This window comes from Butyrivibrio sp. YAB3001 (assembly GCF_900112195.1).
Taxonomy (GTDB): domain Bacteria; phylum Bacillota; class Clostridia; order Lachnospirales; family Lachnospiraceae; genus Butyrivibrio.
The window spans coordinates 16501-32927 of record NZ_FOKR01000020.1; the positions used below are offsets into that span (position 1 = coordinate 16501).

Annotated in this window: 12 protein-coding genes and 1 other annotated feature; of the genes, 9 read left to right on the top strand and 3 right to left on the bottom strand. The window is 38.8% G+C overall.

Annotated features, from left to right (window positions below; translation table 11 throughout):
• The first annotated feature begins 120 nt into the window (after window positions 1-120).
• Genes trmB through BM086_RS16750 form a run of 3 tightly spaced genes read left to right on the top strand, consistent with a single transcriptional unit; the run spans window position 121 to window position 1876 of the window.
• Complete coding sequence (trmB, locus tag BM086_RS16740; RefSeq protein WP_092329824.1) at window positions 121-774, top strand: tRNA (guanosine(46)-N7)-methyltransferase TrmB; 654 nt, start codon at window positions 121-123, stop codon at window positions 772-774.
• The gene (gene trxA, locus BM086_RS16745) at window positions 774-1094 is read left to right on the top strand and encodes a thioredoxin (protein WP_092329825.1); all 321 of its coding nucleotides are present in this window, start codon (window positions 774-776) and stop codon (window positions 1092-1094) included. The genes trmB and trxA overlap by 1 nt, the downstream gene beginning before the upstream one ends.
• A gap of 32 nt (window positions 1095-1126) precedes the next feature.
• A complete protein-coding gene (locus tag BM086_RS16750) occupies window positions 1127-1876 on the top strand; it encodes an SH3 domain-containing protein (RefSeq protein WP_092329826.1) in 750 nt (249 codons plus the stop codon).
• Between the two features lie 10 nt (window positions 1877-1886).
• On the opposite strand, the gene BM086_RS16755 is transcribed toward BM086_RS16750, so the two are convergent.
• Window positions 1887-2336: a hypothetical protein gene (locus tag BM086_RS16755; protein WP_092329827.1), complete on the bottom strand. Its 450-nt coding sequence runs from the start codon at window positions 2334-2336 to the stop codon at window positions 1887-1889.
• A gap of 49 nt (window positions 2337-2385) precedes the next feature.
• Between BM086_RS16755 and murI the strand changes: the two genes are divergently transcribed.
• The 6 genes from murI to proS all read left to right on the top strand — a co-directional run bounded on the left by murI (window position 2386) and on the right by proS (window position 12734).
• Window positions 2386-3204 carry a glutamate racemase gene (gene murI / locus BM086_RS16760; RefSeq protein WP_092329828.1) on the top strand — a complete coding sequence of 273 codons (819 nt, stop codon included), beginning with the start codon at window positions 2386-2388 and terminating at the stop codon, window positions 3202-3204.
• A 261-nt stretch (window positions 3205-3465) separates the two neighbouring features.
• Window positions 3466-5697, top strand: a complete 2232-nt coding sequence (gene nrdD / locus BM086_RS16765; protein WP_092329829.1) for an anaerobic ribonucleoside-triphosphate reductase — start codon at window positions 3466-3468, stop codon at window positions 5695-5697.
• 375 nt (window positions 5698-6072) lie between these two features.
• On the top strand, window positions 6073-6624 hold the full coding sequence (gene nrdG / locus BM086_RS16770) for an anaerobic ribonucleoside-triphosphate reductase activating protein (protein ID WP_092329830.1): 552 nt from the start codon (window positions 6073-6075) through the stop codon (window positions 6622-6624).
• Between the two features lie 351 nt (window positions 6625-6975).
• The gene (locus BM086_RS16775) at window positions 6976-8121 is read left to right on the top strand and encodes a hypothetical protein (RefSeq protein ID WP_092329831.1); all 1146 of its coding nucleotides are present in this window, start codon (window positions 6976-6978) and stop codon (window positions 8119-8121) included.
• Window positions 8122-8203: 82 nt separating this feature from the next.
• Entirely contained in the window at window positions 8204-10624 is a 2421-nt protein-coding gene (feoB, locus tag BM086_RS16780) for a ferrous iron transport protein B (protein WP_092329834.1), read from the top strand.
• 288 nt (window positions 10625-10912) lie between these two features.
• Window positions 10913-11173, top strand: a binding site (T-box leader).
• Window positions 11174-11300: 127 nt separating this feature from the next.
• A complete protein-coding gene (gene proS / locus BM086_RS16785; protein ID WP_092329838.1) occupies window positions 11301-12734 on the top strand; it encodes a proline--tRNA ligase in 1434 nt (477 codons plus the stop codon).
• Between the two features lie 223 nt (window positions 12735-12957).
• Here the strand turns inward: proS and BM086_RS16790 are convergent, their stop codons facing one another.
• Entirely contained in the window at window positions 12958-14640 is a 1683-nt protein-coding gene (locus BM086_RS16790) for a GGDEF domain-containing protein (protein WP_092329840.1), read from the bottom strand.
• Window positions 14633-16357, bottom strand: a complete 1725-nt coding sequence (locus BM086_RS16795; protein ID WP_092329842.1) for a GGDEF domain-containing protein — start codon at window positions 16355-16357, stop codon at window positions 14633-14635. The genes BM086_RS16790 and BM086_RS16795 overlap by 8 nt, the downstream gene beginning before the upstream one ends.
• Window positions 16358-16427: the final 70 nt, after the last annotated feature.

Consider the following 16427-nt stretch of genomic DNA (forward strand, 5'->3'; position numbering starts at 1 on the left):
AATTTTTTTCTTATTATAAGGTAATTACATTTACTCATGGTATATAGAATAATACACTACTTTCCAAGAGCCCGCAAATGTTGTAAAATTCTTATATAAGAAAGTTAGGTAGGATAAGAAATGCGCTTAAGAAATATTGCAGGCTCCAGAGAAGTTATTGCAGAGAGTACCTTCACTGTGAAAGACCCTGAGACCAAAAAGGGACTCTGGAAAAAGGAAGTATTTGGTAACAGCAACCCAATTCGCATTGAGATTGGAATGGGCAAGGGAAGATTTTTGATGGACTTGGCGGAGCTGAATCCGGATATAAATTATGTTGGAATTGAGAAGTATTCCAGCGTTCTCCTTAGGGCAATACAAAAGCAGGAGCAGCGTCAGCTTCCGAATGTGAAGTTTATTCGTATGGATGCTGAAGATATTGCAGATGTTTTTGCTCCGTCTGAGGTGGATAAGATTTACCTTAATTTTTCTGATCCGTGGCCGAAGGACAGACATGCTAAGAGAAGACTTCCTTCAAGAGAATTTTTATCCAGGTATGATAAGATTCTTAAAAAGGATGGAGTTGTAGAATTCAAGACAGATAACAAGGATCTGTTTGATTTTGCACTTGAGGAAGTTGAACCAGCAGGCTGGACCTTGGATGCGGTTACATATGACCTTCATAATGACCCAGTGATGAATGAGGGTAATGTAATGACAGAATACGAGGAAAAATTCTCATCACTAGGTAACCAAATTTACAAATACATTGTTAGCAGAAAGGGGAGTAATTAATGGACTACAGTTTAAACAGCCAGAATTTTGAAGCAGAAGTTTTAAAAAGTAACATTCCGGTACTCGTTGATTTTTCAGCAGATTGGTGCGGACCTTGCAAAATGATGGCACCTGTTATTGATGAACTTGCTGCTGAGTATGAAGGAGAAATGAAGGTTGGTAAGATCAACGTTGATCAGTCTCCTGATATAGCTCAGAAGTATAATGTTATGTCAATTCCAATGTTCGCTTTCTTTAAGAATGGAGAGGTTATCGAGACAGCAGTTGGAGCACTTAATAAGTCTAAATTGCAGGGAATGATAGATAAAGTGCTGGCCTAAAAGGTCAGCACTTTGTTTAGAGGTGTATAACGTTGGCGGATAAGATCACAAATTTTGAAGACTACAAGAAAAAAGGCAGCGTCGAAGATACCGACATTGATATACAAATAGAGGATCCATATAATTTTTTTAACGAGCAGGAACGCGAAGAATACTTTCAGGAACGCCAGAAAGAAGCCAATGCTGAGGCGCTTAAAAAAGAAGCTGAAAGAGAAGAGATTATAGAAGCAAAAGAAAAAGAGGAGCCTCGTAATGGAGATGAATCAGAAAAAGAGGCATCTCTTTCTTTTCGTGAGAAAAAATCAGGAAAAAGGCGTGAGGCAGTAAAAAGAGAAGAACCTGATAGTTATGAGGATGATTATGATGAAGAGGCTGATGAGGAAGAAGCTTCAGAAGGAGGATTCCCAATTGAGCTTTTTATCAGAATATCATCGATAATAACCGGAATAGTAATTTTAATTTTACTTGGAATTGTTGTGAAGGTTAAGTTTATTGATAAATACTTTGTAAAAGACCCTGACGAGGTGCAGACGGTTGTAGCTGCGCTCCCTGCAGGGTATATAGAAAAGAATGATACAGTTGTCGTTACGGCTGCTGTGAGCCTTAACTTAAGAAGTGTTGATAACAAAGACAGCGACACGACCATTGTCACATCAGTATCTAATGGCACAGAACTAAAAAGACTGGCAGTGAAGGAAGATGGCACATGGGCTCTTGTGGAGTACAATGGCTCTAAGGTATATGCATCAATGAAATACCTATCAGTTAAAGAAAGCAACTAATACAAATTAATCAACGACTTCTTGTGTGCAGCCAACTATAAAATTTGTCAACTGCCATACATAGATTATCACTTGTTCGTGTAAAGGAATCAGCATGGGATAATACTTCCGAGAGAGTTGTATCTTTGGCGTACTCAGCGATTCTTTTACCGCAAGTTTCTTCAAGAGCATGACAATCCATATTAATTAGCAGTGTATTGTGCATCCCGTTAAGAGTCTTATGTAATTCGGGATATTTTTTTTGCACAATATCAAGCTCATCAAGGATCTGTTCACGGCTCTGAAGGCAGAATAAAAGATAGATGGATTCCACAATCTCAGGTGGTTCTATCTCATCCTGATAGGAATTATCTTCGTAACCATCCTGTGTGGCATAATATTCACAGATTTCCTGTACAAGAGTGCCGATTTTGTCATTATTATATAGTTTTTGTAGTTCGTTGAATTTTTTTTCGCTCATAAAAATAGATTAATTGTTTTTTTATAAAATGTAAAGACAGGACCAGAATATGAAAATAGGAATTTTTGATTCCGGAATAGGCGGATTGTCGGTATTGCATGAGGCTTATCACAGAATTCCGGGGCAGGAGTATATTTTTTATGCTGATGTGGACCATGTTCCTTATGGACTAAAGACTCCACAGCAGATAACTGAATTTGCAATTGAAAACACAGAGTTTCTCATTGAAAAAGGCGCACAAGCACTTGTGGTCGCATGTAATACTGCAACGAGTGTTGCTATTAAGGAACTGAGAAATCGTTTTGATATACCGATACTTGGAATGGAGCCTGCTGTTAAGCCTGCTGTTGAGGGCACTGAGGATAAGCGGATCATGGTAATAGCAACACCTGTTACTATCAGAGAAGATAAGTTAAAAGACTTATTGCACAGGGTTGATGAAGAACACAGGGTTGATCTTCTTCCAATGCCAAAACTTGTTGAATTTGCCGAAAATGAAGAATTTGATTCAAATGAGGTTGTTGACTACATTACAGAGCAATTCAGCAGATTTGATAAGTCTGAATATAGCGCACTGGTACTGGGGTGCACGCATTTTAACTATTTTAAACCGATATTCAGAGAAATTTGTGGAAAAGAGACACTGCTAATTGATGGGAATTATGGTACAATACATCACCTGGCAGATGTTTTGGGATTGCCATTCAATTATGACCAAGATAAAGAGGTGTATTTTGAAGATTACCACAATATGTTGTGTCAAGAGAAAACCGAATATTATTTTTCTAAAAATTTTGTAAAAAATATAGAAACGCTGGAACGCTTGAAACGACTGCATAATCGGCTGGAGGCAGTTCGAAAAGTCTGATTTTATCGGTCTTGAATTAATCAAAATGTTGTATTATTATTATATTGTAACCACAAGATGTAGTTACCGAAAGGAATCTTGTGGTTATATCTATGATTAGAGATACGCTGACTAAAGTCTTTTTCAATTTCAGCTTACGAAAAACTGACAGGATCAGTTTTCAATAAATATATTCATTGCTTGATATTCACAATTATTAAATAAATATTTGAGCGGGCAAAAAACTATAAGTTTTTTATATATTCTTAGAAAGGGGTTACTATGAAAATCATTAAGAGAAGCGGCAAAGAGGTTGCTTTCGATGTTAGTAAAATTTCATCTGCGGTAGAGCGCGCAAATAACGAGGTTACTGAGGAGAGAAGGCTGACAGCAGGTCAGATCAGTGACATTGCCACAAGTGTAGAAAAACAGTGCGCGACACTTACAAGAGCAGCCAGCGTTGAGGAAATCCAGGATATGGTAGAGGATGGCCTTATGAAGCTGGGGAAATTTGATGTAGCAAGAAAGTATATTACATACCGCTACAAACATGCACTCATCAGAAAATCCAATACAACTGATGAGCAGATCATGTCTCTTATTGAATGCAGCAACGAAGAGGTTAAACAGGAGAATTCCAATAAAAACCCCACTGTCAACAGTGTTCAGAGAGATTATATGGCAGGAGAAGTCTCCAAGGATATTACTAAGAGATTTCTTTTACCTGAGGATGTGGTTAAGGCACATGAAGAAGGACTTATCCATTTCCATGATTCAGATTACTTTGCACAGCATATGCACAACTGCTGTCTTGTAAACCTTGAAGATATGCTACAGAATGGAACTGTCATTTCTGAGACAATGATTGAGAGACCAAAGAGCTTTTCAACTGCCTGCAACATTGCTACACAGGCAATTGCACAGATAGCAAGTTCACAGTACGGCGGACAGAGCATCACTCTTTCACATCTTGTTCCATTTGTAGATGTGAGCAGACAGAAGTTCCGCAAGGAAGTAGCGCTTGAGTTTGAAACAGCCGGCGTTAAAGTAAATAAGAAGCAGGTAGATGATATCGCAGAGATGCGTGTGAGAAAAGAAATCGAGAGAGGATGCCAGGTTATTCAGTATCAGGTCATCACTCTTATGACTACAAACGGTCAGGCTCCATTTATCACTGTTTTTATGTATCTTGATGAAGTTCCTGAAGGACAGCAGAGAGAAGACCTCGCCATGGTTATAGAGGAAATGCTTAAACAGCGTATCCTTGGCGTTAAGAATGAAAAAGGCCAGCTTATAACACCTGCATTCCCTAAGCTTATTTATGTACTTGATGAGGATAATATCCATGAGGATTCCAAGTACTGGTATCTGACAGAGCTTGCTGCTAAATGTACTGCAAAGAGACTTGTTCCTGACTATATTTCTGCCAAGAAGATGAAGGAACTCAAGAAGGGTGATGTATATCCTTGCATGGGATGCAGATCTTTCCTTACTCCTGACAGCGAGGAAAATGCAGAAGGTCTTTGCAACAAGGGAAATAAATCTCATGCTCAGAATTTCAATGAGGGAGATCACAAGTATTATGGTCGTTTCAATCAGGGCGTAGTAACAATCAATCTTGTTGATGTTGCATGCTCTTCATATAAGAGCGAGGAGAAGTTCTGGGAAATCCTTGAAGCAAGAACAGAACTTTGTAAGAGAGCTCTTATGTGCCGTCACAACAGACTTTTAGGTACACCTTCTGATGTGGCACCAATCCTTTGGCAGAACGGAGCTCTTGCAAGACTTCAGAAGGGGGAAGTAATTGATCCGTTATTGTTTGGAAATTATTCAACTATTTCACTTGGATATGCTGGTCTTTGCGAGTGTACCAAGTATATGAAGGGTGTTTCCCACACAGATAAGAAGGGAAAAGAATTTGCTCTTAAGGTAATGCAGTTCCTTAATGATAAGTGCGCTAAGTGGAGAGCTGAGACAAATATTGCATTTTCACTTTATGGAACACCACTTGAATCAACAACTTATAAGTTTGCTAAGTGCCTCCAGAAGAGATTTGGAATCATTCCTGAGGTAACAGATAAGAACTACATTACAAATAGTTATCATGTACATGTAACAGAGCAGATTGATGCATTTACAAAGCTTAAATTTGAATCTGAGTTCCAGGCTCTTTCACCTGGAGGAGCTATCAGCTATGTTGAAGTTCCGGATATGAACAGCAATATTGAAGCTGTAATATCTGTTATGAAGTATATTTACGAGAATATTATGTATGCAGAGCTTAATACGAAGTCAGATTTCTGCCAGTGCTGCGGATATGATGGAGAGATTAAGATTGTTACGGATACGGATGGAAAGCTTATCTGGGAGTGTCCTAACTGTGGAAACCGCGACCAGAGCAAGATGAATGTGGCAAGACGTACATGTGGTTACATCGGAACACAGTTCTGGAATCAGGGCCGCACACAGGAAATCAAGGAGCGTGTGCTTCACATGAGCAATCCTAAGATCTGAGATGGGTCCCTGTGTGACGATTGTTGTTTCTAGGACGTCATCAGACCGGTGGGCAGCTTTGAAATGTTTGTGTTCGTCTGCGCAGTGATTTACTAAAATTCAAAATCGAAGGAAGGTCTCCTTTCAGCGCTGTTCAAAACAGTCGACCTTCCTTCGATTTTTCATTTTGTAAATCATCTTGCTCGTCCGAGAACTGCACATTTCTAAGCAGCCCACCGGTCTGATGACTGTTCGTCTGCACATTTCAAAATTGATTACCAAGATATGGCTGACATGACAGCGCAGATATCATAGATATGCTGTAAGAGCGATATTATCTGTGATAGAATAGGCAATAAGCGGTTAGGATGTTTATAAATAAACGGGGTGTAAAGCATGAATTACGGGCAGATTTATTATAATGATGTGGCAAATGGTGTTGGGTGCAGGACGGCTTTGTTTGTATCAGGATGTACGCATCATTGTAAGGGGTGCTTTAATGAAATGACATGGGACTTTAATTATGGAGTTCCTTATACGAAAGAGGTTGAGGATGAGATAATTGAGTCTTTAAAACCGGAATATATAGCAGGTCTAACAATTCTTGGCGGGGAACCGATGGAGATTGTCAATCAGAAGGAGATAAGGCCTTTGATTGAAAGAATAAAGAAGGATGTGCCAAGAGCGACTATCTGGATTTATTCAGGATATTTATGGGAGGAGCTGACAGATCCTGCAAATACGAGATGTCATGGCGAAGATACTGACGCGATTCTTGGGATGATAGATGTTCTTGTGGATGGAGAGTTTGTGCTTGATAAAAAGAATCTTATGTTAAGATTCAGAGGGTCTGAAAATCAGAGAGTGATTGATGTGAAGGAGTCTTTAGCGAAAGGAACTGTTGTATTATCCAAGTACAATGATAAAGATACATCAAGGCTAGTGTAGCTGTTATAAATTAATGCGACTATGCGCTTGCTAAATATAAATCTGCACATTGTATTAAGTTATCGATGGTCATAAATAATAATATACACGTATAAAGAAACTCATGGATACGATAAATGCTAATTGATCTGGTAATTTTATAGTTGTTGTAATAAATCATGAAATGTATAAAATCCCTAAGGAAGGTTTAAGAATCAAAATAAAGTCTGCCTTAGGGTTTTTTATTTTTATGGTGTAAAGATTGTAATTGATGCTACCGATATACAAAATGAGAAACCTTGTAAAATGGATTTGAAATGTGCATAGATCATCATTTTTATAAAGTGATGATAAGCGTCAAGGAGGATGCGTATGTCCATAGGTATTCTTAATAATTACAGTCAAAAATCAGGAATTAATTCTCGAAGATATTCTCAAGGCAGTATTCTGCAAAAATCGGCGGAAAAAAGTGAATCACATGATGAGAGCGGGGCTTTAAGAAAGCTTGAGTATGAAAATAGAGTGGCAGCCAGGCAGAAAAGTGTAGTTGATCAAAATATCAGCTATGCGGATCAGCTTCACGCATCAAGAACGAAGGCAAAAGAGGTAGCTCTTGAAAAAAAGAGAGTTCAGTATAGCTTTAAAAAGATTTCTTCTCAGATAATCAGAAGTAAGAATTCTGTGAGCGCAAGGAAAGCTGTTCAGGCAGCAAAGCGGGAAATCCAAAGGCTTAAGAGGCTTAAAGGAAGCGGCGAATATGATGAAGAGGAATTGCAGCTTGCTATTGACCATGCAAAGTCTATGGAAAAGGTGGCAAAGAAAAAAGTTGTGCATCTTGAGCAGGAAGAGATGGTAGAAAGGCATGGGAAAGGCCTTTCAGGAGCGCTGGAAGAGCTTGAAAAAGAAAGAGAAGAAAAGCCTGAAGATGAAAGTTTAAAGGACTTAGAAGATGCTGAGTTAGACGAGCTTGCAGGAGAGTATTCGGATCAGATGGCTGATTCTGAACTTGAAGAGATAAATGATGAAATAGCTCAGATGATGGAAGAATATCAGTATGAGATGAAGCTTGAAATGCAGGAACTTATGAAGGAGCTTTCATCTGACAGAGAAGCAGCTATAGCACAGGCTCAGGAATCTATGTCACAGTATGTAGAAGAATTATCTGATGAAATGTCAGAAATGCTTGAAGAAATGGATTTAACAGAACTGTCAGAATCGCTGTATGCTCCTGATCCAAACATGTCTGATGATGACCTTAAAATGCTAAAGATTAAGCACCGCACCAAGGAAATGAAGGAAATTGCTGAGGCGGATAAGGATTATTTAAAAGGTATTATGGAGCATGAAAAGAGTAAGGCTGCAGGAGGTGCAATGCCAACAGGGCCTGTTTCTTCACCATCACCTGTAAGTTCCTCATCTGCACATAAAATAACTCCTATAATATCAATGCCTGGCGCAGCAGCAGGCGGAAATCAGGTTGCACCAACAGTTACAGGTGGATTTGATGTATCGGTCTAAAAACGACTTAGCTGTTGCTAACATTAGCAAAAAGGTTTACCATATCTTTAAGTGAGAATTATTTTCATTAAGGAGTAATATTGTGACTTTAAAAGACATAAAAACAGGCAAGAGTGCCAGAATAATAAAAGTTGGCGGAGAAGGAGCTCTTCGCCAACATTTTTTGGATATGGGTGTAATCCCGGGGGTAAAGGTCAAGGTTGAAAAGCTTGCACCTATGGGAGACCCCATGGAAATAGTTATACATGGCTACAAGCTGACTTTAAGGCTTGCTGAAGCAGCTCAGATTGAAGTAGAGGAATATGAGCCTTCAGCAAATAAAAAAATCGGAGCTGAGAATTTAAATGCTTCAAAGAGTGATAAGAATTCAGTTGATGCGGCCATGGATATGGATGAAAATACGGAAACATCGGGTGATTTTAAGACAAAGCATCCCGGTCTTGGAGAAGATGGTATTTATCACAACAAGGATCATGAGAATCCACTTCCTGAAGGGACAACACTTACTTTTGCGCTGGTTGGAAATCAGAACAGTGGAAAAACAACTCTTTTTAACCAGTTGACCGGTTCAAAGCAGCATGTTGGTAATTTTCCGGGTGTTACAGTCGACCGAAAAGATGGTGAGATAAGGGGAGTTAAAAATACCCTTGTGACAGATCTTCCGGGTATATATTCGATGTCCCCGTATACAAGTGAAGAGATAGTTTCACGAAATCATGTACTTCAGGAAAAGCCAAAGGCTATCATAAACATTGTTGACGTAACAAACATAGAGAGAAATCTTTACCTTACAATGCAGCTTCTGGAGATGGATGTACCGACCGTTGTTGCGCTCAACATGATGGATGAGCTTACAGGAAATGACGGCGCAGTTGATATCAATGCAATGGAAGAAATGCTTGGAACGCCTGTTGTTCCAATAGCTGCTGCAAAGAATGAAGGTGTAGATGAGCTTATATCTCATGCGGTGCATATTGCCAAGTATCAGGAAAAGCCGATTGAGCAGGATTTTTGTTCGAAGGATGATAATGGCGGCGCTGTGCACCAGTGTCTGCATGCAGTAATGCATATGATCGAAGATCACGCAGAAAAAGCAGGTATACCTCTTAGATTTGCTGCGAGCAAAGCAATCGAAGGCGATATGCTGATAATTGATAAGCTCAGACTTGATGAAAATGAGAAGGATGCACTTGAACACATCGTATCTCAAATGGAAAAAGAAAGAGGCCTCGATAGAAGCGCAGCGATAGCTGACATGCGTTTTTCTTATATCAAGAAAGTCTGCAAAAGATGTGTTAAGAAACCAAAAGAAAGCAAGGAACAGGCAAGAAGCAATCAGATAGACAAAGTTCTCACAGGAAAATACACTGCAATACCGGTATTTATCCTGATCATGGGACTTGTCTTTTACCTGACTTTTAATCTTATTGGTCCGTTTTTCCAAGGGATTCTTGAAACAATAATTGACTTTGGAAAAGAAAAAGTGGACGCGATATTTGATGCGACCAATGTAAATGAAGTTCTCAGAGGGCTGGTTATTGACGGTATTTTCGAAGGTGTGGGCAGTGTACTTAGCTTCATGCCCATAATCGTGACATTGTTCTTTTTCCTATCTCTCATGGAAGATAGCGGATATATTGCAAGAGTAGCATTTGTCATGGATAAGCTCCTTAGAAAAATAGGACTTTCCGGGCGAAGTATGGTTCCGCTTCTTATTGGCTTTGGATGTACTGTTCCGGCAGTTATGGCAACAAGGACGCTTCCAAGTGACAGAGACAGGAAAATGACAATTATACTTACACCGTTTATGAGCTGTTCGGCGAAGCTTCCTATTTACGCCTTTTTTGTAAGTGCGTTTTTCCCGGGAAAAGGCGGAATTATAATCACAGCGCTATATGTGTTTGGAATCATCATAGGCATACTGATGGCTCTTTTGTCAAAAAAGACTGTATTTAAGGGGGAAGCGGTTCCATTTGTTATGGAACTTCCAAGCTACCGACTGCCAAGTCCGAGAAGTGTCATGCAGCTTATGTGGGAAAAGTCTAAAGACTTTTTGCAGAAAGCTTTTTCAATCATATTTATTGCAACAATTGTTGTATGGTTTTTGAGTAAATTTGATCTGTTGTTTAACTTTGTAAGCGATTCACATAGCAGTATTATGGCGATGATTGCAGGCTTATTAGTGCCGATCTTCAAACCGCTTGGCCTCGGCGACTGGAGAATCTGCACATCCCTCATCAGTGGATTTATTGCAAAAGAAAGTGTTGTAGCAACAATGGAAATTCTTTTTGAAGGACAGGTTGAAAGCGCGCTTAGCACAATCGGAGCTGCAACAATGTTAACATTTAGCCTTTTATATACACCATGTGTGGCTGCAGTGGCATCAATCAAAAGAGAACTTGGAAGAAAATGGGCTGTGGGAGTTGTGCTGTGGCAGTGCGTTATTGCATGGATTGTAGCGCTGATTGTTAGACTTATACTGATGCTATTGACAGCTATGTAAGAATGATTTCTGATTGTTACGAAGAATTATGAGAACGCATTATGCGAAACAATCTATAATACATTAGAATTGAATGTTACTGTTCAGACAGAAATGCGCATTTCGTGAGAAAGTGAATCAGGAGTGAGCGCATTCCTTCGACGAAGTCGAATTGGAATGAATGCGCGAATTCGTTACTGGAGCGAGCTGCAAGCGAGTGAACAGTAACAATTGAATGATATATATGATGTGCACAGAAATGAAAATCTTGACAATAATAGTTAATGCTAATACAATCATTTAATAAATTCATAGACGTTGAAGAGGAATAGTAATTGTGAATGCGTTTCAGAGAGAGAGCTGATGGTGCGAGGCTCTTACGACTAAACAGTGAACCTGCCTTGGAGTCCTGCATGAAAGCAATTCTTTAAAAGTGAGTAATGAAGATTTAAATAAGGATTGTGTAAATACAGCGTTTCCCGCGTTAAGGGGTAAATTGAGAGAAATTCGCTTGAAATGTTATTGCGAATTTAAATAGGGTGGTACCGCCGACGACCTTCGGTCCCTGTTATGGGATTGAAGGTCGTTTGTTTTATTTCATAGAAATTGCTCCGCATTCCTATGAAATAAAAACGCTCCGCTATGGATGCTTACATACAAATTCATTTGCCATATTAAAAAAGAAAAGGAGAAAATCATGGCTGATAACAAGAAACTTGTTGCAGAAATCACATCTATGGATGAGGATTTCACACAGTGGTACACAGATGTGTGCATTAAGGCTGACCTTGTAAGCTATTCTAATATCAAGGGCTGTATGGTAATCAAACCTGCAGGATATGCAATCTGGGAGCTTATTCAGAAACATCTCGATGCAAGATTTAAAGAGACAGGAGTTCAGAACGCATATCTTCCTATGTTCATTCCTGAGTCACTTCTTCAGAAGGAGAAGGATCACGTTGAAGGTTTTGCGCCTGAAGTAGCATGGGTAACACATGGAGGACTTGAACCACTTACAGAGAGATACTGTGTTCGTCCAACATCAGAAACTCTTTTCTGTGATTATTACAAGGGAGAGATCCATTCTTATAAAGATCTTCCACAGGTTCTTAATCAGTGGTGCAGCGTAGTTCGTTGGGAAAAAGAGACAAGACCATTCCTTAGAAGCCGTGAGTTCTTGTGGCAGGAAGGCCATACTGCTCATGCCACAATGGAAGAAGCAGAGGCACGTACACAGCAGATGCTTAACGTATATGCTGATTTCCTTGAAAATGACATGGCTATTCCTGTAATCAAGGGACAGAAGACTGATAAAGAAAAGTTTGCAGGTGCAGAAGCAACTTATACAGTTGAGGCGCTTATGCATGACGGACGTGCTCTTCAGAGTGCTACAAGCCATAACTTTGGTGATGGTTTTGCTAAGGCTTTCGGAATCCAGTACGCAGGAAAAGATAACCAGCTTCACTATGTATGCCAGACTTCATGGGGACTTACAACACGTACAATCGGTGCTATGATCATGGTTCATGGTGATAATTCAGGACTTGTAGTACCTCCTAAGATTGCTCCTATCCAGGTTGTAGTCATTCCTATCCAGCAGAAGAAGGAAGGCGTTCTTGATGCAGCTTACGATATTGCAAAGAGCCTTTCTGCTTACAGAGTAAAGACAGATGATACAGACAGAACACCAGGATTTAAGTTTGCTGAGCAGGAAATGAGAGGAATCCCTGTACGTGTTGAGATCGGACCTAAGGATCTTGAAGCAGGCAAATGTGTACTTGTAAGAAGAGATACAAGAGAAAAGATTGAATGTGCTATCTCAGAAGTATCTGTTAAAGTAGGTGAACTTCTGGATCAGATCCAGAAGGATATGTTTGACAGAGCAAAGAAGCATCTTGAGGCACATACATTTGAAGCTCACAACAAAGAGGAGTTTGCAGAAGCCTTTAAGGAGACAAAGGGATTCGTAAAGGCAATGTGGTGTGGATGCCGTGAGTGCGAAGATAAGATCAAGGAAGAATTCAATGTAACAAGCCGTTGTATCCCATTTGAGCAGGATAATCTTTCAGAGAAGTGCGTAATATGCGGAGAACCTGCTAAGAAGATGGTTTACTGGGGAAGAGCATATTAATAATCAGGTTGAAAGTCAGATAAAAAATGCGTGCTAGATACGTATTTTATGAGAAAAAAGAATTAGATAACCATTGATGCATAAAAAAAGACTCGTTACTTTGCCCTTTCAGATAAGGGATAAAATAATGAGTCTTTTTATTTTTTAATTATCGATGTATTGTTGCATGAAAATTGAAGAAAATGCGGGTTTATGACATTATGTAAAAACATATTCGTATAAATCAATGCCGCATCAAATGGCTATAATAAGTGCGCTTGTATTCATACATCCTTTTATCTGCCAGCATATAAACAGTATGGGCGTCCTTGGGAGAGGCTTCCGAGCGAAAAGCAAATCCGTAGGAGACGCTGTGAATTATTTCGGGATCGCTCTTATCCAGTGCTTCAAGCTTACTTCCAAGTTTTGACAGAATTGACTGTAGATCTTCTTTTTTTATCTCATTAAAAAGAACTACAAACTCATCACCACCAACTCGGAAACATTCACCGAAATCGCCTACAGCAGAAGTGAGACTTTCTGCAAAGGATTTTAAGAGACGGTCGCCGGCAGGATGTCCGGAATTATCATTAACATATTTTAGCCCGTTTAAGTCAAGACTTAAAATGCAGAAATCGAAATTGCCTTCATCAAGCTTGACGAGAGCTTTGTCACAGCAAACTCTGTTGGGAATTCCGGTGAGATTATCGTTGTAAGCAATCTGTGTAAGGGATGCATATTCTTTTTTCTGGGCAAAAGAACGGGTCATAAAAATGAAATAATTAAGCATTTGGGTTACTACAAAGAACAGACTTCCCGATGGAATAATGAAATATAAGAGCAGGTTTTGTCTGTAATCAACATATTTCTGGTTTATGGCTACAATTGCATAGAAAGCCAGTGAGAAGGCAAGCACAGTAAGGCCAAGCATTAATATCTTTGTTGATGAACTGGTGGTCTTTATATTAATATCCATGAAGACATAGATAACAAGCAGACACAGACCAATAAGTGACATTAAAAAGTAAGGCTTTTGAAACTGATTGATATGAACTATGTTTAAAAGGTGCAAAAGAATAAAAAGCAGACTAAAGAGCATGTTTGTGTAGCCTAAAAATGTAATGACTATATTGTTGTAGCGCTTATGAAGATTGTAGATAAGAATGTACATAAGCGGAACAACCATGTAGAGAGCTCCATATTCTATAGTCGTAGAAAAAGATGGAAGCAGGGCAAAATCGGTAAGGTCATAGGCAGTTATCATCCAGATGCCGACGGCAATGCTTATAAGAGAACAGATTACCTGGTTTGCCACGCCGGAAGTCCTTAAGTAAAACAACAAAGAAATGACAAGAAATACGAAGCCAAAGATAACAAGAAATACACCTGTAAATGCCGGATACATGGCAGTATGGAAGATTTCTCTGACAAGATCAGGCAGATCGCCTACCATTGGACTGAAAATATCAGCTCTGGTATTATTCTCTGTTACAAAAAGTTTGATCAAAAGACTTGCACCTGAATTATCCTTTGGAAGAGCAACATAATTAAAGCCTTTTCCCACGAAATTATAATTAAAAAGATCTTCGGTATGATTTGAAACAATCATTTTATCGTCAAGATATATTTCATAAGAGCAAAACTGTGTTTTGAACATAAGGTAAGGAAACTGGTAATCCGAGAAATTTAAAGGCTTAGTATAAAGAAGGGTGATATTATCACCTTTTGAAAAGGTTGAGCCTACCTGATTACTTAATTTCTCAAGATTTGTATTAACATATTGTTCATTTCTGAAAGTAACAGACCAGTCCTTTGACAATCTTGTAATATGATTAGCAGGAGTAAAGTGGTAAAGATTATGAAGAAAAATTACAACCATGGCAATTATTGCCAGCGAAAGGGAAAGAAATGGAAGGTATTTACGCATTTACCATTACCTCCTCTCTGACATTTTCGTGGTGTTCTTTTTTCATCTCATACATTCTGTTATCCGCAAGCATATAAACTTCTTTTGCAGAACCGTTTGGAACTTCATAACTGTAGGCGTAGCCATAGGATGCGCTGTATTTAAACATATGCTCTTTATTATTCCAGTCATTGATAAGGGTATACAGTTCATGAATACGTTTGGTAAGATTCAATGTCCTGTCTTCTATCATAATTACAACAAATTCGTCTCCGCCCATTCTTCCTATGAGATTCGCATCCCAGAAACAATCAGACAAAATAGTGGCAAATCCGGTAAGGAGCCTGTCGCCTTCATGATGACCAAGGGTATCATTGACATATTTGAGCCTGTTAAGGTCAAGACTTATTATTGCATAGGAACCATGGTTTTCAGAAAGCATTTCCATGAGTTGTTCACAGCGAGCTCTGTTGGAAAGACCTGTTAAAGCATCGGTATAGGCAAGGTCCATGATATGGCTTTGCATTGAATCATAATCTGAGCTGAAAATATTGTAAAAGAGATAGCTTACCATCAGACAGATGACAAAGATCAGGGCGCCGATAGTAAATCCATGGAGTGTAGCGCTTATTTCTCCAGGACCATGGCCATATTTAAGGATATTAAAATTTATGATATCGAGGAAACAAAATACCATGAATAATATAAGACCGAATACAAATATATCCTCTGCTGTGTAAATATTTTGGAAATGGTCTTTTTTTCTTGAGGCATAGCTCTTGTAGATGACATAACAGGTAAATATAAACTCAGCTCCTGCAAACAACTGAAGGACAATAGTTATATTTGAAAAGCGGGCAATATGAGTAAAATGCATTATATATGAGCTTGCGAATAAAAAGAAATCAATATAAAACATGATTGTAAAAATTTTTTTTGCCCGACCAGTATAGGTTGACATAAGATAACCCACGATAAAGGTAGGAAGGTTATAAAGGGCGACATATTCCATGACAGTGTTAAGAAAACTCTTTCCAACGAGAAGATCAAAGATGCCATTAAAGCCAAGGATAAAGACAGCAAGCATGAGGGAAACTAACCCACTAAAAAGGATCCTAAGGTCTTTGTTATGGAATAAAAACATATAGGGAGATAGAATTATCAGGATAATTCCTAAAGTAAAAAGAAAAAGTCCTGTGACAAGTTGTATTGAGAGATTACGAATGGCATTGGTGATGAGGTCATCAATTGTACCGATATACATCTGCGAAAGACCGGAAAAGCAGTCACGACGGGTACCGGTTATCTCTATGCGTAGAGTTTTGCCCGTGTAATCATCCCCCAGAGAAAACCAGTGATATTTCTTTGGGACGCTTGCTCTTTGGTCATAATAGGTTTGTCCAAATGTATAAACTAATTCATCATCAATATAAGCATTGACGATTGCCTGTATAGTATAGAGAGTTATACAGGGATTATCAAAACCTGCATCATTAAGTGTTTTGGTAATAATAATTGATTCGTGATCATTTATGATACCAGTGTCAGCTTCTGCAATATCAGCACACTCAATAATCCTGCCTTTTACATTTACTGTCCAGCCATCATTGAACAGAGAGACAGAAGAAGGATTTTTTTGTATATTTTCATTGTTGTTTAAGGCAATAATCACGAATAAAAAGATTATTCCAATCAAAAAAATAAGAAAAGAAATCTTCCTTGCTTTCTGATATTTCATACTTAAATCCTCTTTATTACATATAATTAGTATACGTCTATTCAAAGAAAATGCCCAGTAAATTCTTCAC